The organism is Blastomonas sp. SL216, assembly GCA_026625625.1.
Classification (GTDB): domain Bacteria; phylum Pseudomonadota; class Alphaproteobacteria; order Sphingomonadales; family Sphingomonadaceae; genus Blastomonas.
In genome coordinates, this window is record CP113055.1 from 574055 (window position 1) to 594755 (window position 20701).

Below are 20701 nucleotides of genomic sequence, written 5' to 3' on the forward strand. Positions count from 1 at the left end.
GTAGGCGCCCTATCAGGATGAATTTCGCCCCCATGAAGCTGCTTCTTGCTCTGCTGGCCCTGCTGACCGGATTCTCGGTAGCAGACGGCGTGCGCCTTGCCGATCCGGCCATGGCGCATGGCAATGGCGTGGTGCGCGACTCGCAGCTGCTGGCAGAGGACCGTCAGGTCGCGGTCAGCGCGGCGGTGCTGCTGGCCGCCATCGTGCTGCCGCTGGTCATGGTGCTGCGCCCGTCGCAGCGTTGGGTCCCCGTGCGCAAGGTGGCCATTGCGCCCCGCACGGTTCACCGGTCGGACCGGCTGCTCCAATAAATCATGATCGGGCGCGCTGCGGCGTGCCCTTTTTTCTGCCCCTCCAGGGCCTGACCGATCGCGCCAGATGCGCCAATCGGCATATCTCTTTCTCTATATTTTCAAGGAATTAACGCCATGCTCGGCGCCATTGCCAAATCGCTTTTCGGGTCCGCCAATGACCGTTATGTCAAGGGCCTGCTCAAGATCGTCGACAAGATCAACGCCTTCGAACCGCAGATTTCGCCCATGTCGGATGAGGAACTGCGCGGACAGACGCTCAAGTTCCGCGAACGGCTGGAAGCCGGCGAGACGCTCGACGACATCCTGCCCGAAGCCTTTGCCACGGTGCGCGAGGCCTCGATCCGCACGCTCGGCATGCGCCATTTCGACGTGCAGATGGTCGGCGGTATCGTGCTGCATCGCGGCGAGATCGCCGAAATGCGCACCGGTGAAGGCAAGACGCTGGTGGCGACGCTCGCCTGTTACCTGAACGCGATCGAGCGCAAGGGCGTGCACGTTGTCACGGTCAACGATTATCTCGCAGCGCGCGATGCCGAATGGATGGGCCAGGTCTATCGGTTCCTGGGCCTCACCACCGGGGTGATCGTGCCCAATCTCAACGAGACACAGCGGCGCGAGGCCTATGCCGCCGACATCACCTATGCCACCAACAACGAGCTCGGCTTCGACTATCTGCGCGACAATATGAAGCACGAGCGCAACCAGATGGTGCAGCGCCCCTATAATTTCGCGGTGGTCGACGAGGTGGACTCGATCCTGATCGACGAGGCGCGCACGCCGCTGATCATCTCTGGCCCCACCGATGACAAGTCCGAGATGTACATCGCGGTCAACGCGATCGTGCTGATGCTCGACGAGGCCGATTACGACAAGGACGAGAAGTCCCGCTCGGTGATCCTGACCGAGGACGGCACCGAAAAGGCCGAGCGCCTGCTCGAAGAAGCGGGCCTGCTCACCGGCAGCAACCTTTATGATGTCGAGAACACCCAGATCGTCCACCATCTGGACCAGGCCCTGAAGGCCAATGTGATGTTCAAGCGCGACATCGACTATATCGTCAAGGACGACCAGATCGTCATCATCGACGAATTCACCGGCCGCATGATGGATGGCCGCCGCTGGTCGAACGGCCTGCACCAGGCGGTCGAGGCCAAGGAAGGCGTGCAGATCAAGCCCGAGAACCAGACGCTAGCCTCGATCACCTTCCAGAACTATTTCCGCATGTATCCCAAGCTGTCGGGCATGACCGGCACCGCGGCGACCGAAGCGGCCGAATTCTACGACATCTACAAGATGAACGTGGTCACCATCCCGACCAACAACCCCATTCGCCGCATCGACGAGGAAGACGAGTTCTACAAGAACACGACCGACAAGTTCCAGGCGATCGCCAAGGCCATTCGCGAGAAATACGAGACCGGCCAGCCGGTGCTGGTGGGCACGGTGTCGATCGAAAAGTCGGAGCTGCTGTCCGAATTCCTCAACCAGGAAGGCGTCAAGCACAGCGTCCTCAACGCGCGCTTCCACGAGCAGGAAGCGCATATCGTCGCGCAGGCCGGGCGCATGGGCGCGGTGACCATCGCCACCAACATGGCAGGCCGTGGGACCGACATTCAGCTCGGCGGCAATGTCGAATTCCGCACCGAAGACGAGCTGCGCGACATGCCCGAAGGGCCTGAGCGCGATGCCGCGATCGAGCGGATCAAGGCCGAAGTGGCAGCGGAAAAGCAGCGGGTGCTGGAGGCCGGCGGCCTGTTCGTGCTGGGCACAGAGCGGCACGAAAGCCGCCGCATCGACAACCAGCTGCGCGGGCGTTCGGGCCGTCAGGGCGACCCCGGCCTGTCGCGCTTCTATCTCTGCCTCGAAGACGATCTGCTCCGCATCTTCGGCCCCGATACCCTGTTCTCGCGGATGATGAAGAACAACCTGGCCGATGGCGAGGCGATCGGATCGAAATGGCTGTCCAAGGCGATCGAGACCGCGCAGAAAAAGGTCGAGGCGCGCAATTACGACATCCGCAAGCAAGTCGTCGAATATGATGACGTCATGAATGATCAGCGCAAGGTCATCTATGAACAGCGCGCCGAGATCATGGATGCCGAGGCCGTCGACGATGTCGTCGCCGACATGCGCGCCGATACCGTCAACGCCATTGTCGGAGAGGCCTGCCCGCCGGGCACCTATCCCGAACAGTGGGACATCGCCCAGCTCAAGGCGCGGGTGAACGAGGTGTTCGGCCTGGAGCCGGACATCGATGCCTGGCTGCAGGAAGACGCAGTCGAACCCGAGCTGATCGAAGAGCGCATTCGCGAAATGGCCGAAGCCAAGGTCGAAGCCAAGGCGAGCGAGATCGAAACTGGCATGTGGCGCTCGATCGAGAAGTCGGTGCTGCTGCAGAGCCTGGATCATCACTGGAAGGAGCATCTGGCCACGCTCGATGCGCTGCGCCAGGTCGTGTTCCTGCGCGCCTATGCGCAGAAGACGCCGATCAACGAGTACAAGAGCGAGGCCTTCGGCCTGTTCGAACGCATGCTCGAGGTGATCCGCGAGGATGTGACCGGCACGGTGATGAACCTCGAAATCCGCGAACCGGAAATGCCTTCGCTGCCCGAGCTGCCCGATTTCCTGACCACCCATTTCGATCCGTTCACCGGAGAGGACAACAGCGCCGATATCGATGGCGGTACCCTGGGCACGGTCACGGCGACGCTGCCGCCGCGCCAGTCGCCGATGCCCGAGGCGTCGGACGACCTGTTCACCAGCGAGATCAGCCGCAACGCGCCGTGCCCGTGCGGATCGGGCCGCAAGTACAAGCACTGCCACGGCAAGGCTGCCTAAACGGTCATGTGGGGGCTGGCAGCCGGCTTCGCGCTGACGGCCCTGCTGTACGCATCCGTCGGCTTTGGCGGCGGATCGACCTACAATGCGCTGCTGGTGCTGGCAGCGACCGATTACCGGCTGCTGCCCGCCATCGCGCTGATCTGCAACCTGATCGTGGTGACGGGCGGCACGATCCGCTTTGCCCGCGCAGGGCAGGTGCCGTGGAAACCGCTCTGGCCGATCCTGCTGCTGTCCGCGCCCTGCGCTTGGGCCGGTGGGCGGCTGCCGGTGGACAAGCCGCTGTTCGTGGCGCTGCTGGGCTCGGCGCTGCTGGTCGCCGGGCTGCTGATGCTGCTTCAGCGGGAGCCGAAAGAGGGGCAGGGCGGGCGGTCACGGCTGACCTGGCTGGGCGTGCCGATCGGCATGGGCGTGGGCTTTTTCAGCGGCATTGTGGGCATCGGTGGCGGCATTTTCCTCGCGCCGGTGCTGCACCTGCTGCGATGGGCCAGCGCCCGGCAGATTGCTGCGAGCGCCAGCGTGTTCATCCTGGTCAACTCACTGGCAGGCCTTGCCGGGCAGCTGATGAAACAGGACGCCGCCGCGACACCGGCTGCAGTGGCCGCCTATTGGCCGCTGTTCGTCGCGGTGCTGATCGGCGGGCAGATCGGCAGCTTCGCCGGCGTCCGCCTGTTGCCGCAAAAAATCATCCGCATGGGGACGGCGGCGCTGATCCTGTATGTCGCGGCGCAATTGTTGTGGCAGCGTTTCGGCGGCTGATTGCCTGCGCTGCTGTACTTGCGGAGATGCAAGATGCCCAAGGATTTCGCTTGGCCGGCCCAAAGGGCAACCAATGACCGGCCGATCCGTAATCCCTAGGCGCTGACAGGCCGCTCAGCCCAAGGATCTATGTATCGAACCCAGACTTCTCATCGCTTATGGCCTGATCGTGCTCATCGCCGTCATTTTGGCAGCCGCCATCTTCTATGCCCGGCACACATCGCACCGTCAGATCTACAAGCGGCAACGCGAGAGCGACAGGAAACGCGAGATCAAGCGCGACCTGGAGGGACGCTGAGCGCCATATTGTCTGTATCGATTGAGGAAAAGGGCTTGCGGAACAATGTCCGGCTTCAACCACCTCAATTGGTGGTGGGCAAAAAAAGGCTGGCTCCCCGAGTAGGATTCGAACCTACGGCCAAGTGATTAACAGTCACCTACTCTACCGCTGAGCTATCGGGGAATGCCCTTTTGCCTGCCCGAAGCGCCGAAGCTCCCCGGGAGAAGCGCGCCTATAGCACCGGGTTTTTTGGTTTGGCAAGCGTCTGATTTAGCGTTCAGACGATAAATTGCTCTGCCGAAATCCGGTCGTCGAGGCTGTGGCCCGGATCGAACATCAGCGACAGCCGCCGGTTGGGGTCGATCGCGATCTGGATATCGCGGATATCGCGCACTTCGCGCTGGTCGGCGACCGCGCTGACCGGTCGCTTGCCGGGCTCCAGCACGCGCAACGTGATCTGCGACGAATCGGGCAACAGTGCCCCCTTCCAGCGGCGCGGGCGGAACGGGCTGATCGGGGTGAGCGCCAGCATGCCGCAGCCCAGCGGCAGGATCGGGCCGTTGGCGGACAGGTTATAGGCGGTCGAGCCCGCTGGCGTTGCCACCAGCACGCCGTCGCAGACCAGCTCGCTGATCCGCACCGCGTTGTTGACGCTGACCTCCAGCTTGGCGGTCTGGCGCGTCTCGCGCAGCAGCGACACTTCGTTGATCGCGGGATAGGTGACGCGCTCCCCGCTCATCGTGGTCGCCGTCATCGACAATGGCAGCACCTCGAATGCCTGGGCGCGGTCCAACCGGTGGTGGATGCTGTCGCCGCTGCGCCACAGATTCATCAGAAAGCCGACCGTGCCAAGGTTCAGGCCATAGACCGGCACGATTCGCCCGCGCTCCAGCATCTGGTGCAGCGTCTGCAGCATGAAGCCGTCGCCGCCCATCACGACCACGATATCGGCCTCGTCCAGATCGGCCCAGTCGTGTGCCGCCTGCACCTCGCGCGCCGCCTTGCGCGCCCGTTCGGTGGGAGAGACGGCCAGCGCTATTTTACGGTCAAGAACCGAAGGGGGCATGTTCCACGCCTTGTTTATGGGTGACAGGGTCTTAACGGATCGGTGCTAATGCGCCAATCATTCTTGGGCCATTGCGCGCTGTGCCATTGCAGGGCAGGGGGCGAGGCCATGGCATGCCGATCGGGGGGCGAATTCTGGACAGCGCGGTGCATCGATACAGGCTGACCTGGCGCAGCATCGGCGAATCCCCGCTGAGCCCCGAATGGGTGGCGATGCTGGCCGAGACAGGCTTTGATCCTGCGCCCGGCGATGCGGCCGATCTGGCGATCCTCGACCTGCGCGGGCAGTCGGTGGCAGCGCTCCCGCGCGACCTGCCGGGCAGTCAGGATGCGGGCCTGTTGCTGTGCGATCCCGAGATGCTCGATCATCTGGCGCCATTGCCTGTGGGGCTGACGCATGCGCTGGTCACACCGTTTTCCGAAGCTGCGGCCCGGCTGCAGCTTTCGCTGATACATGCTGCAATGGCCGACCAGGCTTTGCCCACTCAGGATCTGCACGCGCGCATCGCCAGCTTTGCCGAGGCGGGGGAGGGGCCGCTGCACGCCATGCTGATCGGGCTGAGGCGCATGCCGGCGGTCAACGCCACCTATGGCATTGCGGTCGGCGATGCAGCGCTCGAGGCGATGGAGCAGCGCCTGGTCCGGCAGGCGAACCGTCTTTCGGGCGGCACGGCGCTGACGCTGCGGCTGTCGGGCGGCGATTTCCTGATCGCCTATAGCATGGCGGAAGAGCGGCTGGGCTGGCAGGTCATGGCAGAGCGCATGCTGCGCCACGTATCGGAGCCGCTGGACGTCGCCGGGCACCGTTTGCGCCTGACCGCCCGCGCCGCCCTGGCGCTGGCGCGCGACGATGAAAGCCCGGTGTCGCTGCTCGACCGATTGTCGGCAGGGCTCGCCAATGCGCGCGAAAGCGCAGCGGAACCCGTGCGCTGGGCGGACCGCCAATCGGACCATGCGCCGCAAAGCGGCTATCGGCTGGAGCAGGATATCGTCCAGGCTATCGAGCGCGACGAGATCACCGTGCTGTTCCAGCCGCAATTCGCAGTCGAGACCGGGCGGATCGTCGGAGCAGAGGCGCTCGCCCGCTGGCATCATCCGCAATATGGCGAGATTGGCGCGGGCACACTGTTTGCCATTGCCGACAAGGCCGATTTCACCAGGTCGCTGTCGCGGCACATCCGGCACCGAGCGATGGGCCATGCAGCCGGCTGGACCGGTGGCTTGTCCGGTCTGCGACTCTCGCTCAACGTGACTGCCGAAGACCTTGGCGAGAAAGGTTTTGCCAAGCGCGAGCTGGCGATGATCGAGCAATGCGGCTTTCATGCCAAAAGGCTGACCCTCGAAATGACCGAGCAGGCGCTGGTGCCAGATTTCAAGCGCGCTGCGGCCCGCTTTGCCGCGCTGCGCGAGGCGGGGGTGAAGATTGCCGTCGACGATTTCGGCACCGGCTATTCCAGCCTGTTGTACCTCAAGCGCCTGCCGCTCGATTATCTGAAGCTCGACCATGCGATGACGCGCGACATTGGCGGGGCGGAGGCAGACCGGATCATCGTTCGCTCGATCATCGCCATGGCCAAGGCGCTGAACCTCAAGGTCATCGCCGAGGGTGTCGAGAGCGACGCCCAGCTGGCAGCGCTGCGCGAAGAAGGCTGCGACTATTTCCAGGGCTTTCTGCGCGGCAAGGCGATGGAGGCAGGGGCGTTCGCGGAATTCGCCACAGCAGCTCTCTCCTGTTCAGGGGAGAGATAGCGAGACTTGGCGGCTTGCCGCCTAGTCGCAGCAGAGAGGGGGTGAGGTTCGACAGGACCGTCTTCGCTTTTGCCCCCTCTTCCAACCCTCTCCCCTGAAGGGGAAATGGCTACGACAGCGGCTAACCCGCCTTCGCCTTTTTCTTCACAATGCCCGCCAGGCCCTTGGAAAGCTGGATCAGGCCGTTGATCCGCGCGGCGGGATCGCTCCAGACGCGCTGGATCAGCAGTTTCTGGTCGGGGCGCAGCTTGGCGACGCCTTTGAGCCGGTCGACATAGGCGAGCAGACCGGGGACATCGGGGAAGCTGTCGTTATGGAAGCTGACCAGCGCGCCGCGTGCGCCGACATCGATCTTGGCGACGCAGGCGGTGATGCAGTTGAGCTTGATCTCGATCAGCTTGATCAAATTGGTCGTCGCATCGGGCAGCGGGCCGAACCGGTCGATCATCTCGGCGGCAAAGGACTCGATCTCGGCAGCGTTGGCGAGGTCGTTCATGCGGCGATAGAGCGCCATGCGCACCGCGAGATCGGGGACGTAATCCTCCGGAATCAGGATCGGCGCATCGACGGTGATCTGCGGCGAGAATTTCTGGCGCGGCAGGTCGAGCGACAGGCCGCCTGCCTTGGCCTCGAGGATCGCCTCTTCCAGCATCGACTGATAGAGCTCGAAGCCGACCTCGCGGATATGGCCCGACTGCTCGTCGCCGACCAGGTTACCGGCACCGCGAATGTCGAGATCGTGGCTGGCAAGCTGGAAGCCTGCGCCCAGCGTGTCGAGATCGCCCAGCACCTTGAGCCGCTTGTCGGCCGTTTCGGTCAGCACGCGGTTTTCCGGCGTGGTGAAATAGGCATAAGCGCGCGTCTTCGACCGGCCCACGCGCCCGCGAAGCTGATAGAGCTGCGCCAGCCCGAAGGTATCGGCGCGGTGGATGATCAGCGTGTTGGCGCTGGGGATGTCCAGGCCCGATTCGACGATCGTGGTGGAGAGCAGCACGTCATATTTGCGGTCGTAGAACGCGCTCATCCGCTCCTCGACCTCTGACGGTGCCATCTGGCCATGCGCCATGATGTGGCGAATTTCCGGCACCTCGTCGCGGATGAAATCGCCCAGCTTGTCGAGATCGCTGATCCGCGGGGCGACGAAATAGGATTGGCCGCCGCGATAATGTTCGCGCAGCAACGCCTCGCGCAGCACCACCGGGTCCCAGGGCATCACATAGGTGCGCACCGCAAGCCGATCGACCGGCGGGGTCTGGATGACGGAGAGCTCGCGCAGACCGGACATCGCCATCTGCAGCGTGCGCGGGATGGGGGTGGCGGTCAGGGTCAGCACATGGACATCGGCCTTGAGCGCCTTCAGCCGCTCCTTGTGTACGACGCCGAAACGCTGTTCCTCATCGATGATGACCAGGCCCAGCCGTTTGAATTCGACCGATTTGGCGAGCAGCGCGTGCGTGCCGATGACGATATCGGTGGTGCCATTGGCCAGCCCCTCGCGCGTCGCCTTGGCCTCGCTCGCCGTGACCAGGCGCGAAAGGCGCCCGATATTGAGCGGAAAGCCCTGAAAGCGCTCGACGAAATTGGTGTAATGCTGCCGCGCCAGCAGCGTCGTCGGCGCGACAATGGCAACCTGCATGCCCGCCATCGCGGCGGTGAACGCCGCGCGCATCGCGACCTCGGTCTTGCCAAAGCCGACATCGCCGCAGACCAGCCGGTCCATCGGCTTGCCCGAGGCGAGATCCTCGAGCACCTCGGCGATGACCCGCTCCTGGTCCTCGGTCTCCTCGTACGGAAAGCGGTCGACAAAGCTTGCATAGACGCCGGGCTCGATCTCGGCGATGTCGGCGGTGCGCAGCGCGCGTTCCGCCGCAGTCTTCATCAGCTCGCCCGCGATCGCGCGGATACGTTCCTTGAGCTTGGCGCGTCGCCGCTGCCAGGCCTCGCCGCCCAGCTTGTCGAGCGGCACGCCCTCGCTTTCGGAGCCATAGCGGGTGAGGACGTCGATATTCTCGACCGGGACATAGAGCTTGTCGCCGCCGGCATAGGTGAGCCAGACGCAATCGTGCGGGCTCTTGCCGACCGGGATCGAAACCAACCCCTCGTAACGCCCGATGCCATGATCGATATGCACGACCAGATCGCCCTGCGATAGCGACTGCAGCTCGGCCAGGAACGCGTCGGCGGACTTGCGCTTCTTGCGTCGCCGCACCAGCCGATCGCCGAGCAGATCCTGTTCGGACAGGATCTCGTAGCGATCGGTGGCAAAGCCGTGGTCCTGCGGCAGCACGACCATCGAGGCCATGCCGGTCGCCGCCTGTCCCAGCGCCTCCTGCCAGCTTTCGGCGAGCGCCATCCGCGCCAGCCCATGGTCCTTCAGCAGGCCGAGCAGACGGCTGCGCGAGCCTTCCGAATAGCTCGCAATGATCGCGCCCTTGGAGGCGGCGCGCAACTGCTCGATATGGGCCACGGCGGCAGCATAGACATTGTCGCCGCGCGCGCGTTCTGCGCCGAAATCGCGCGCGGTGCGATAGCCTAGGCCAAGCACGCGTTGCGATTCGGGTTCGTCATGGCTGCTGACGAGATGAACCGGGTTCTCGTTTTCCGCCGCGCGCCATTCCTTGGGCACCAGATACAGGGCCGAGGGCCCCAGCGGGCGATAGCTGCCCGCCTTGTCCTCATTCCCGCGCTGACGGTTGGCGTGATAGTCGGTGATGCTTTCGAACCGCTGGTCGGCAGCGGCATCGGCCCCGCCATCGCGCAGCACCAGATCATGGTCGTCGAGATGCTCGAACAGCGGCACCAGCCGCTCCTCGATCATCGGCAGCCAGTGTTCCATGCCCGCCAGCCGCCGCCCGTCGCTGATCGCCTGATAGAGCGGGTCGGTGGTGGCATTGGCACCAAAGGCCTCGCGATAGGCGCTGCGGAAGCGCTTGATGCTGTCGGCATCGAGCAGCACTTCGGAAGCGGGCAGCAAAATGTGCCGCTCGACCCGCTCGGTCGATCGCTGCGTGCCCGGGTCGAAGGCGCGCATCGTATCGAGCTCGTCGCCGAAGAAATCGAGCCGGAGCCCCGAATCCATTCCTGCCGGGAAGATGTCGATCAGGTTGCCGCGCACCGCGAACTCGCCCGAATCGGCAACGGTATCGGTGCGGGCATAGCCCTGGCGGACCAGCTTCTCGATGAGCGCCTCGCGCGCGATCATCATGCCGGGCTTCAGTTCCGCGCCGACCTGGCGGATGCGGAACGGAGTCAGGGTGCGCTGGGTGACGGCATTGGCCGTGGTGACCAGCAGCTGCGGCCCGCCGGCGGGCTGTTGCAGCGTCCACAGCGCCTTCAGCCTGCGCGCGGTGATGCCGAGCGAGGGCGAGGCGCGGTCATAGGGCAGGCAGTCCCAGGCCGGGAACTCGATCGCTTCCAGCTCAGGCGCATAGAAAGGCGCGGTTTCGGCCACCGCGTGCATCATCGCATCATCGGGCGCGATGAAGACCACGCGTCCGCCCTGCTTGCGCGCGGCAGCGGCGCGGGCAAGGTCGGCCAGCAGCAGGGGCAGCGCCCCGGGGGCGACGCCGGCCAGCGTCAGCGGCGCGGTCGCCTGAAGAATGCGGCTGATACTGTCCACGTGTGTCCTGCCCTGCGTGCTGCCGGAAATCAGCGCGGGATGTTGATGAAGTCGAGCTGACGGAAGGCGTCCATCTGCGGCCCTGCAAACTGCTCGGGCACGCTCTGGGTGCCGATGGCCCAGGCCATGATGTCCACGTCCTGCTCCTCGATCAGCGTCTCGAACCAGTCGAGCTCCGCGTCAGACCAGCCCTGGCCATAGCGGTCGAAAAAGCCGCCGATCATATAGTCTGCCTCGCGCGTGCCCCTGTGCCAGGCGCGGAAAGCCAGGCGGCGCAATCGGGTTTCGCGGTCCATGCCAGATGTTCCTTTGCTTGCGGGGTGGGCCGGGCCTGCCTAAGACGGTGGACAGACTTCCAGCCAGCAGCACATTCAGTGCCTTGCGTTTTTTGCGATAGCCATGCGCCCCCAGATACTCAACCCCGCATTCGCCGAGATCGAAAGCCTGAAGGGCGTGGGGGCGACTCTGCAAAAGCCGTTTGCGCGGCTCGGCATCGCCCGGGTCAAGGACATGGCCTATCACCTGCCGACCGGTTTCATCCGCAGGCGCAAGGTGGACAATGCCGATCAGGCCGGGACCGGCGAGCAGATCATCATCGCGCTCACCGCCACCGGCTATCGTTCCAGCCCCGGACGCGGGCCGACGCGCGTGATCGCCGAGGACAGCATCGGCAACCATATCAGTCTGGTGTATTTTGGCGGAAATCCCGGCTGGGCGAAGAAGCTCTGGCCGCTGGGCGAGACGCGGCTGGCAGCAGGCAAGCTGGAGATATGGGGCGAGGCGTGGCAGATCGTCCATCCCGACCATGTTGTCGAACCCGGCCAGGCCGACCAGATCGGCGAGGCCGAGCCTGTCTATCCGCTTGCCGAAGGGCTGGGGCAGAAGCGCGTCGCCTCATTGGCGGCGCAGGCGCTGGCGCAGCTGCCGCCGCTGCCCGAATGGATCGAGCCGACGCTCAAGGCGCGCGAGGGCTGGCCCGACTGGCACGAGGCGCTGGCGGCGGCGCATCAGGGGATGGACGAAAAGCCCCGCGAGCGGTTGGCCTATGACGAGATTTTCGCCAACCAGCTCGCCTTTGCGCTGATCCGGCAATCGAACCGCAAGCGCAAGGGTGTCGCGCTGCAGGGCGACGGCCATCTGCGCGACGGGCTCAAGCTGCCCTTCGCGCTGACCGGTGCGCAGCGTCGGACAATCGAGGAGATCAACGGCGACATGGCGCAGGACGTGCCGATGCTGCGCCTGCTCCAGGGCGATGTCGGCGCCGGCAAGACGCTGGTCGCGGTGATGGCGATGCTGAATGCGGTCGAATGCGGCGGGCAGGCGGCGCTGCTCGCGCCCACCGAGATCCTGGCGCGGCAGCATTTCGACACGATCTCGCGGATGCTCTCTGGGCTTCCGGTCAGCATTGCGGTGCTCACCGGGCGCGACAAGGGCCGCGCGCGCGAGGCGACGATGATGGGGCTAGCCGATGGCTCGATCCAGATCATCATCGGCACGCACGCGCTGTTTCAGGACGCGGTGCGCTATCGCAACCTTGCGCTGGCGGTGATCGACGAACAGCACAAGTTCGGCGTGTCGCAGCGGCTGATGCTGCAGGAAAAGGGCAGGGCGACCCCGCATCTGCTGGCGATGACCGCCACGCCGATCCCGCGCACGCTGACGCTCAGCCATTATGGCGAGATGGATGTCTCGCGGCTCGACGAGCTGCCGCCGGGGCGCCAGCCGATCGAAACGCGCGTCATCGCCGATGACCGCCTGTCCGAGATCGTCGATGGCCTTGGTCGGCATATCGAGCGCGGAGGCCAGGCCTATTGGGTGTGCCCGCTGGTGATGGACAGCGAAACCAGCGATCTGGCAGCTGCCGAGACCCGCGCGGCGCAGCTTGCCGAGCGCTTTCCCGGCAAGGTGTCGCTGGTGCACGGGCAGATGCCGGTCGAGCGCAAGGACGCGATGATGGCGGATTTCGCCAGCGGCAAGACCGCCTTGCTGGTGGCGACGACGGTGATCGAAGTCGGTGTCGATGTCCCCAATGCGACGCTGATGATCATCGAGGCGGCGGAGCGGTTCGGGCTGGCCCAGCTGCACCAGCTGCGCGGGCGCGTCGGGCGGGGCGACCAGAAATCGGTCTGCATGCTGCTGCGTGGGAGCGCGCTCAGCGAGACGGCGCGGGCGCGGCTGGCGCTGATGCGCTCCAGCCAGGATGGTTTCCATATCGCCGAGGAGGATCTGCGGCTGCGCGGTGGCGGGGAATTGCTCGGCACGCGGCAATCGGGCGAAAGCGCCTTTCGCATTGCCAGCCCGGAACAGGTGCAGCGGCTGATCGCGACGGCGACCGACGATGCGCGGCTGCTGATGGACCGCGATGGCGGGCTGGACAGCGATCGCGGCCAGGCAGCGCGGACAGCGCTTTACCTTTTCGAGCGCGACTATGGCGCCAAGCTGCTGAGAGGAGGCTGAATCCTCCCCGTGGGGAGGATCCGGCTGCGGATCAGCGCCGCCCGAATGGCGGCGTGGTCGCGCCCAGCTGATCGATCATCTGGTTGAATTCGTTAAGGCGGATCACGCGTTCCAGCTGGAAGCCGCTGCGGCCGCCCAGCGACCAGATCAGATGCGCCTCGATACGGCCGATGACCGGCAGGCGCACGGTGATCCGTTCGCCCTTGGCCAACGGCATATCGCCCTCGGTCATGAAGCCATTGGCAGAGATGTTGACGATATGCGTCTTGATGTCACCCAGATGCCGGTGCTCGGCAATCGTCGGATGACTGACGACATGACGCGCCGCCTGGCGTTTTTCGACAACCGCTAGTTTCGCACCCCTGGACATATCGACCACCCATTCAAGCATGTTTGCTGGAGGTCACCTTCGAGCAAATTTACCAACAAAGTGTAAATTATCGTACCCATTACTTGCCGGTCGTCAGATCAGTCTTCCGCCAGCACCAGTCCGTGCTTCTTCTGGCCCAGGCTCATTTTGTCCCCGGGCTTAACCATAAAATCAAAGCCTTGAACCTTCTCGCCATTTACCCTGACCGCACCTTCCTCGATCTTGCGCTTGGCTTCCTTGTTCGATGCGGTGAAGCCCAGCGCGGTGCTGGCCTGCACGATCGACACGCCCTCGGCGGGGACGCGGATGCTCGGCAGGTTGCCGCCTGCCTGGCCCTGTTCGAAGGTTGCGCGCGCGGTTTCGGCGGCGGTCTGCGCCGCCTCGGCACCGCGGCACATGGTCGTTGCTGCGTCGGCCAGTATCTTCTTGGCCTCGTTGATCTCGGAGCCTTGCAGCGCTTCGAGCCGCGCGATCTCGTCGAGCGGCAGGTCGGTGAACAGACGCAGGAAACGGCCGACATCGGCATCCTGGGTGTTGCGCCAGAACTGCCAGTAATCATAAGCGGGCAGCGCATCCTCGTTGAGCCAGATCGCGCCTTTCTCGGTCTTGCCCATCTTGCCGCCGTCCGCCAGCGTGATCAGCGGGGTGGTGACGCCATAGACTTCGGTGCCATCAACGCGCCGCGCAAGCTCGATGCCGTTAACGATATTGCCCCATTGATCGGACCCGCCCATCTGCAACCGGCAGCCGACGCGGCGCGACAGTTCCAGAAAATCATAGGCCTGCAGGATCATGTAATTGAACTCGAGAAAGCTCAATGACTGCTCGCGGTCGAGCCTGAGCTTGACCGAATCGAAGCTCAGCATCCGGTTGATCGAGAAATGCTGGCCGATGTCGCGCAGGAAGGGAATGTATTCGAGCCTGTCGAGCCATTCGGCATTGTCGACCATGACCGCGTCGGTCGGCCCGTCACCAAAGGTCAGGAAGCGTTCGAACACGCGCTTGATTGATGCGACATTGGCCGCGATCGTATCGGCGGTCAGCAGCCGCCGCGCCTCGTCCTTGAAGCTGGGGTCGCCGATCTTGCCGGTACCGCCGCCCATCACGACGATCGGCTTGTGCCCGGTCTGCTGCAGACGGCGCAGCAGCATGATCTGCACCAGCGATCCGACATGCAGCGACGGCGCGGTCGGATCGAAGCCGATATATCCGGGAACGACCTGCTTGGCGGCCAGCGCATCGAGCGCCGCCGCATCGGTCAGCTGGTGGATATAGCCGCGCGCATCAAGCAGCGTCAGAAGATCGGAGGAATATTGGCTCATGATGGCCGCGCGCTTAGCATCGTTAGGCGCAGGCGAAAAGCGGGTCTATCATGCAGGTGCAGGCGCGTTGGCGGGGTCGCAGCGCGTATCGGCGCAGGGGATGATCTCGAATGTGCAATGCGACAGCGCGGGGAGATCGCCGAGCAGCGCCCGGTAATGCGCGGGCGGGCGCGGGAAATGCGTCGCGAGCGAGACGATCAGTGCCAGATGGCCGGTGCCCACCTGCCACAGGTGCAGATCGACCACGCGGTTGTCGGCATCCGCCTCGATCCGCTGGCGGATTTTCTGCGCGGTGGCCGGGTCGGCCTCCATGTCGAGCAGAACGCGGGAGGACTGGCGCATCAGCCCTGCCGCCCACCACAGAATGACGCCCGCGCCGATGATGCCCATTGCCGGGTCGAGCCATGCCAGCCCCATCCACAGCCCGCCGGCCAACGCCACCAGCGCCAGCACCGATGTCAGCGCATCGGTGAGCACATGCACATAGGCTGCGCGCAGATTATGGTCGTGGTGATGATCGCCGTGATGATGGTCATCGTGATCGTGATCGTGATCGCTATCATGGCCATGCTGGCCATGCCCGTGATCATGCCCGCCGAGCAGAAACGCGCTGGCAATGTTCACCGCAAGGCCGATCACCGTGACGATGATCGCGGCGGAATAATCGATGGTGACCGGCATCAGCAGCCGGTTTGCCGATTCCCAGGCCATCAGCAGCGCAATCACGCCCAGCAGCAAGGCGCTGGTAAAGGCGGTCAGCGTGCCGACCTTGCCGGTGCCCATCGAAAAGCGCCGGTCATCGGCATGGGTGCGCGCGAAATGATAGGCAAATCCCGCCAGTCCCAATGCGGCGACATGACTGCCCATGTGCCAGCCATCGGCCAGCAGCGCCATCGATCCGGTCCACCATCCGCCCAGGATCTCGGCCACCATGGTGACCGCAGTCAGCGCGACGACATACCAGGTGCGGCGCTCGCTCTCATCTGCGCGGTGCCCGGCAAAGACATGATCGTGCGTCAGTTCTTCAAGCGCGGCGTCATGGTGCATGGCGGAATTCCGAAGGTGACAGGGGGTGACCGGTGCTTGCGCCGGCTTCTGCCCCGATTCTGTCAGTGCTTGGCCGCGCGCGCAACCCCGCTGCGGTCAGTCCTGTGCCAGCGCCTTCAGCAGCGCACGCTCCAGCGGATCGAGCGCGCCATCAGCATCGACCATCTGTTGCAGCCAGTCTTCTTCCGCCTCGCTCAGGCCGGGTTCGGACACGGGCAGCGGCTGGGCCTCCGGCTCTGGGGCAGGGCTGTCGCCCAGCGCCTTGAACATCCGCCCGAAAAAGCTGCCGATGCCGGCCGATGTGTCGGCCATGAACGCATGCAGCCGCGCAGCATCCTGGTGCGAAAGCGCGCGGAAGCGCTGGTCGGTCATCAGATGCAGCCGCATCGCCTGGACGAACAGCGTCTGCCATTCGGGCGCGTTGCTGCCGCCGAGCGTGGCGTCCTTGATCGCGAACAGCAGTTCCGCCTCTTCGCGGTTGATATGGGCAGGCGCCATGCCGCCGGTGGCATAGAGCACGCGGCGCAACAGGCGCACTTCTGCGGTGCCGATGCTGCCAGCCAACAGACCGTTGCCGCAACGGGTGGGGCCTTCGCCGTGCAGCACGGCATTGCGGATCTGGTCGAGGGCATAGCGCTTCAGCCGGTCGGGCGTATTTTCTGCCTTCTCGATCACCTTGACCAGCAGTTCCAGCTCGGCAAGGCTGTCGACCTTGCCGTCCTGGTCGATCGCGCGCATCAGCCAGTCGGCCTTGGCATCATCGACATAGCCGCGCGGCTCGGCCTGCTCGACGATATGGACGGTAATGGCCTCGACAAAGAAATCGACCCATTCGGCGCTGGGGGCCGAAGCGACGCGGTTGAGCTCGAACAGGATGTCGGCCTCGCGCGCGCTGATCTGCCCGTCGGGCCATACCGCCTGGCGCAGCGCCAGCGTTTCATCCGGCCCCAGCGCCCGCGTCTGGGCGATCATCGCGGTTACATCGTCGAGCGGTCTGGTCATAGGTGCGCGCTGCCTGCTGCCTTGGTTTGCAACGCAGCTTAATGCGCAAGCCTTAAGAGGCGGTAATCAACGCGGAAACCTTATCCCCGGCGCGGCGGCATCGGAAAGAACGACGAGGTGCGCGCAATATAGTCGGCATATTCGGGCCGGGTCTTTTTCAGCCCGCGCTCCAGCATCGCCGCGCCGCTCCACTTTACCAGCGTGAAATTGAGGAACAGCGGACCGATCAGACTGGCGAGCGCGATATCCCATCCGGTCGAGAACGCGACCAGCCAGATGCCCCACCAGGTGCAGGCATCGCCGAAATAATTGGGGTGACGGGTATAGCGCCACAGGCCGGTGTTCAGCACCTTGCCCTTGTTCTCGGGCTTGGCGCGGAACTGTTCGAGCTGCCAGTCGCCGATCGTTTCAAAGCCGATGCCGATCAGCGCAATGAGCGCGCCGAGCAGGGCCAGCGCATTGGCTTCACCGCCCCGCCAGATGCCGAGCTGCGCGGGCAGGCAGACCATGAACAGCAGCGGGCCCTGCAGCAGAAAAACCTGCAGCAGCGCGGTCTTGGCAAAGCTCCAGCCTTTTTTCTCCTTCGCCGAGGCGATGATCTTGGCATAGCGCGGATCGACACCGTTGCGGCGCCAGCGGATGAACAGATGCAGCCCCAGCCGAACGCCCCATAGCGCGGTGAGGCCCAGCAACAGCGCAGCGGCGGGCGAGGCGGCGTTGCTCAGCCAGAAGGTGGCAGCGGCGAGCAGTACCATGCCCATCGGCCAGACCGCATCGATGAACGACACATCCTTGATCGCCACCGCAACGCCCCACAGCACGATCATCACGCCGAAAATCAGGGCCAGATTGTGCAGCAACAGGGGAATGGCGTCGGTCACAGGGCTCACAGGCGGCTATCCTTGATGATATCGGTGCCGGCGCGGTCGGGATGGCGCGGCGTCACGCTTTTGTAGAATTCCATGATCTTCTTCATGTCCTCGGCATAATCACCGGTGGGCATGATGGCAGGGCCAAGCCCGCCGACCTTGCGGCCATAGTCCATCAGTCCGCAGACAAGCGGTACACCCGCCGCCAGCGCGATCTGGTAAAAGCCGGTGCGCCATTGGCGGACGCTGCCCCGGGTGCCCTCTGGCGCGATGGTCAGCATGAACTCGTCGCGCCGCGCGAACTCCTCGACCATCTGCTGCACCTGGCCGCGATTATAGCTGCGCTCGACGGGAACGCCGCCCATGTCGCGCATGAACCGCCCCAGCGGCCAGCGAAACAGCGAGGTCTTGGCCATGAAATGCGCCTTGATCCCCAGATCGCCGGTCAGGCCCAGAAAATAGAGGAAATCCCAGTTGCTGGTATGCGGCGCGGCGATGATGACGAAGCGCCGCGGCTCAGGCACCACGCCTTCCGCGCGCCAGCCATGGCTGCGATAGAGCATGAGCAGCAATCGGCGCACCAGGCGCGAGAGCAGGGTGGGAGGACGGTCATTGGTGCGCGGTGGCCACGCGTCGTGCTCAATATCCATGATCGTCTACGTCCGCCCCCATCACCGGCCCCTTTCGCCAGTTACGACGCGAACAGTGCATAAGATGCGGCAAACTGGCAAATGTTATTGCCATATGTTGGTGCGCGCGCGGTGGGACTATGCTGTCAGGTCGAAGGCAGGCGTTCCAGGCGCGCGATCAGCTGGGCTTCATCGCCTGATACATGCACCTGCTTGGCGCGACCGGTCTCGCCGGAGCGGATGGTGACATCCCGTTTGCGAACTTGCAAAGTCTCCGCGAGCAGTGCGATCAGCGCGTTGTTCGCGGCCCCGTCAACCGGCGGCGCGGCCAGCCGGACCAGCAGTACGGCGCGGCCATCGGCATCCGCACCCCATCCCTGAACGACGCTGCGGCTGGCGCGCGGCGTGGCGCGCACGAAAAGCAAAACCCCGCCCGGCGCGCTGCGCCACGGCGGGGTCTCGTCGGTCGGCATCGCTTCGCAGCCGGTCAGGCGATCAGCCCTTGGTCGCGGCGATCCAGCGGTTGATCTTCTCTTCCAGCACCGCCATCGGCAGCGCGCCGGTGTTGAGCACCTGGTCGTGGAACTCGCGCGGGTCGAACTTGGCGCCCAGTTCCTTCTCGGCCTTGGCCTTCAGCCGCTGGATGGTCAGCGCGCCGATCTTGTACGCCAGCGCCTGGCTGGGGATGGCGATATAGCGCTCTACCTCGGCGGTGGCGTCGGTCTCGCCCATCGACGAGTTGTCGAGCATGTACTTGATCGCCTGTTCGCGGGTCCATCCCTTCGAATGGATGCCGCTGTCGACCACCAGACGCATGGCGCGCAGCATCTCGTCATCGAGATGGCCGAAGCGCTGATAGGGATCGGTGAACAGGCCCATCGGATAGCCCAGCTTCTCCGAATAGAGCGCCCAGCCTTCGACATAGGCGGTGTTTCCGCCAAAGCGCATGAACGCGGGCAGCGTCTCGTTTTCCTGCGCGAGGCTGATCTGGAAGTGATGGCCAGGCGCGCCCTCGTGCAGATACAGGGTGGTCATGCCCGGCGTGGTGCGGCTGGGCAGGTCATAGGCGTTGAAATAGAAGATGCCCGGGCGCGAACCATCGGGATTGCCCGACTGATAGCTGCCGCCTGCCTCGAATTTTTCGCGGAATTCCTCATAGGGGCGGATTTCCAGCGGCGTCTTGGGCAGGATCTTGAACTGGGTCGAGATGACCGCATCGACCTTCTTGCCGATGTCGTAATAGCCCTGGGTCAGCGCCTCGCGCGTCGGCATCTTGAACTTGGGGTCGGTGCGCAGATAGTTGAAGAATTCGGGCAGCGTGCCCTTGAAGCCGACTTCGGTCTTGATCGCGTCCATCTCGGTGAGGATGCGCTTGACCTCGCTCAGGCCCAGATTGTGCACATCGTCCGCAGTGAGCGGCAGCGTGGTCGTCTGTTCGATCAGATAGGCATAGAGCTTGTCGCCGCCCTTCATGTATTTCAGGCCCACGCCCTCGCGCGCATCCTTGAGATAGTCATTGGCGAGATAATCGCGCAGCCGCTTGTAGGCGGGATAGATATCGTCGGTGATGGTCTTGCGATAAGCCTCGGTAAAGCGCGCCTTGTCGGCCTCGCTGAAATCGGCCGGGAACTGCTTGACCGGTCCGTAATAGGGCGAATCCTCGGGCTTCTGCGCAAGCTGCGTATCGAGCTGCTCGATCACGTTGCGGATCGTCAGCTTGGTTTCGACCACGCCCGATGCCTGGCCCTGCTTGAACCGGTCGATCGAGCGGTCGAGCAGCAGGATGAACTCCTTGTGGCGCTTCAGATTGTTCTCATAGTCGGTCACGGTCTTGAACGGCGCGGTGCCGGTGCCCGATGCGAAATTGGGATAGAAGGTGTGGAAGCCGAAAAAGTGGTTGATCGGTCGCACGACGGTCAGCGGCAGATACTCGGCCGACAGACCCTTGAGCGTATCCTTCTGGTTTCGCTGGAAAATATCATAGGCAATCTGGTTCACGGTGCTCAGCTTGGCCCGGTCGATCTTGGCCAGCTCCGAGAGGTTGGCTTCGGCCGCCTTGCGCTCGCCATCGAAATAGGCGTCGGTGACATAGTCGCCCAGCCGGTCGGCATAGCGCGTATCGCCCCGGAACAGGCCGTTGATCGGATTGCGCTTCAGGCTCGCTTCGTCATCGGCGGCGAACAGCGCGGTCAGGCGTGCGTCCTCGGACTGGGGTGCGGCCTGGGTCGCGGTCTGGGCCAGCGCCGGAGCGGCGGCGAGAGGGGCGGCGAGCGCTGCGCTTGCCAGCAGCAGCATGGTCTGGCGGAAAGAAGGCATGAAATGGTGTCCCCAGTTTTGAAGCCCGCGCATCGATCCCATGATCGGTGCGGGCGTATAACATG

The 20701-nt window shown here is 64.3% G+C and carries 17 protein-coding genes and 1 tRNA gene; 6 read left to right on the forward strand and 12 right to left on the reverse strand.

All coding sequences use genetic code 11. The features are described 5' to 3' along the window. Positions 1 to 32: 32 nt before the first annotated feature. The 4 genes from OU999_02645 to OU999_02660 all read left to right on the forward strand — a co-directional run bounded on the left by OU999_02645 (position 33) and on the right by OU999_02660 (position 4209). Entirely contained in the window at positions 33 to 311 is a 279-nt protein-coding gene (locus tag OU999_02645) for a hypothetical protein (GenBank protein WAC24113.1), read from the forward strand. Positions 312 to 428: 117 nt separating this feature from the next. Then, a complete protein-coding gene (secA, locus tag OU999_02650) occupies positions 429 to 3152 on the forward strand; it encodes a preprotein translocase subunit SecA (protein WAC24114.1) in 2724 nt (907 codons plus the stop codon). Between the two features lie 6 nt (positions 3153 to 3158). Further along, positions 3159 to 3911, forward strand: coding sequence for a sulfite exporter TauE/SafE family protein (locus tag OU999_02655; protein ID WAC24115.1), 753 nt, complete (start codon positions 3159 to 3161; stop codon positions 3909 to 3911). Between the two features lie 169 nt (positions 3912 to 4080). Beyond that, positions 4081 to 4209, forward strand: a complete 129-nt coding sequence (locus OU999_02660; protein ID WAC24116.1) for a hypothetical protein — start codon at positions 4081 to 4083, stop codon at positions 4207 to 4209. Between the two features lie 90 nt (positions 4210 to 4299). On the opposite strand, the gene OU999_02665 is transcribed toward OU999_02660, so the two are convergent. Both OU999_02665 and OU999_02670 read right to left on the reverse strand, forming a co-directional pair. Then, positions 4300 to 4374 (reverse strand) — tRNA-Asn (locus OU999_02665). A gap of 94 nt (positions 4375 to 4468) precedes the next feature. Next, a complete protein-coding gene (locus tag OU999_02670; GenBank protein WAC24117.1) occupies positions 4469 to 5257 on the reverse strand; it encodes an NAD kinase in 789 nt (262 codons plus the stop codon). Between the two features lie 113 nt (positions 5258 to 5370). Between OU999_02670 and OU999_02675 the strand changes: the two genes are divergently transcribed. Beyond that, positions 5371 to 7005 (forward strand): bifunctional diguanylate cyclase/phosphodiesterase, encoded by a 1635-nt coding sequence (locus tag OU999_02675; protein WAC24118.1) that lies wholly within the window; start codon positions 5371 to 5373, stop codon positions 7003 to 7005. A gap of 121 nt (positions 7006 to 7126) precedes the next feature. On the opposite strand, the gene mfd is transcribed toward OU999_02675, so the two are convergent. Then, positions 7127 to 10624 carry a transcription-repair coupling factor gene (gene mfd / locus OU999_02680; GenBank protein ID WAC24119.1) on the reverse strand — a complete coding sequence of 1166 codons (3498 nt, stop codon included), beginning with the start codon at positions 10622 to 10624 and terminating at the stop codon, positions 7127 to 7129. 29 nt (positions 10625 to 10653) lie between these two features. Next, on the reverse strand, positions 10654 to 10920 hold the full coding sequence (locus tag OU999_02685; GenBank protein ID WAC24120.1) for a succinate dehydrogenase assembly factor 2: 267 nt from the start codon (positions 10918 to 10920) through the stop codon (positions 10654 to 10656). A gap of 103 nt (positions 10921 to 11023) precedes the next feature. On the opposite strand from OU999_02685, the gene recG reads away from it, so the two are divergent. Further along, positions 11024 to 13081, forward strand: coding sequence for an ATP-dependent DNA helicase RecG (gene recG / locus OU999_02690; protein ID WAC24121.1), 2058 nt, complete (start codon positions 11024 to 11026; stop codon positions 13079 to 13081). Between the two features lie 31 nt (positions 13082 to 13112). On the opposite strand, the gene OU999_02695 is transcribed toward recG, so the two are convergent. From OU999_02695 to OU999_02730, 8 genes are all read right to left on the reverse strand, one after another. Further along, positions 13113 to 13451, reverse strand: a complete 339-nt coding sequence (locus OU999_02695) for a PilZ domain-containing protein (GenBank protein WAC24122.1) — start codon at positions 13449 to 13451, stop codon at positions 13113 to 13115. Positions 13452 to 13549: 98 nt separating this feature from the next. Further along, positions 13550 to 14773, reverse strand: coding sequence for a tyrosine--tRNA ligase (gene tyrS, locus OU999_02700; protein WAC24123.1), 1224 nt, complete (start codon positions 14771 to 14773; stop codon positions 13550 to 13552). 48 nt (positions 14774 to 14821) lie between these two features. Continuing rightward, entirely contained in the window at positions 14822 to 15820 is a 999-nt protein-coding gene (gene dmeF, locus OU999_02705; GenBank protein ID WAC24124.1) for a CDF family Co(II)/Ni(II) efflux transporter DmeF, read from the reverse strand. 96 nt (positions 15821 to 15916) lie between these two features. Next, positions 15917 to 16822 (reverse strand): hypothetical protein, encoded by a 906-nt coding sequence (locus OU999_02710; protein ID WAC24125.1) that lies wholly within the window; start codon positions 16820 to 16822, stop codon positions 15917 to 15919. Between the two features lie 80 nt (positions 16823 to 16902). After that, positions 16903 to 17703: a DUF1295 domain-containing protein gene (locus tag OU999_02715; protein WAC25330.1), complete on the reverse strand. Its 801-nt coding sequence runs from the start codon at positions 17701 to 17703 to the stop codon at positions 16903 to 16905. 5 nt (positions 17704 to 17708) lie between these two features. Next, on the reverse strand, positions 17709 to 18341 hold the full coding sequence (locus OU999_02720) for a lysophospholipid acyltransferase family protein (GenBank protein WAC24126.1): 633 nt from the start codon (positions 18339 to 18341) through the stop codon (positions 17709 to 17711). A gap of 125 nt (positions 18342 to 18466) precedes the next feature. Then, complete coding sequence (locus OU999_02725) at positions 18467 to 18793, reverse strand: DUF167 family protein (GenBank protein WAC24127.1); 327 nt, start codon at positions 18791 to 18793, stop codon at positions 18467 to 18469. A 22-nt stretch (positions 18794 to 18815) separates the two neighbouring features. Next, a complete protein-coding gene (locus OU999_02730) occupies positions 18816 to 20636 on the reverse strand; it encodes a DUF885 domain-containing protein (protein ID WAC24128.1) in 1821 nt (606 codons plus the stop codon). Positions 20637 to 20701 lie beyond the last annotated feature (65 nt).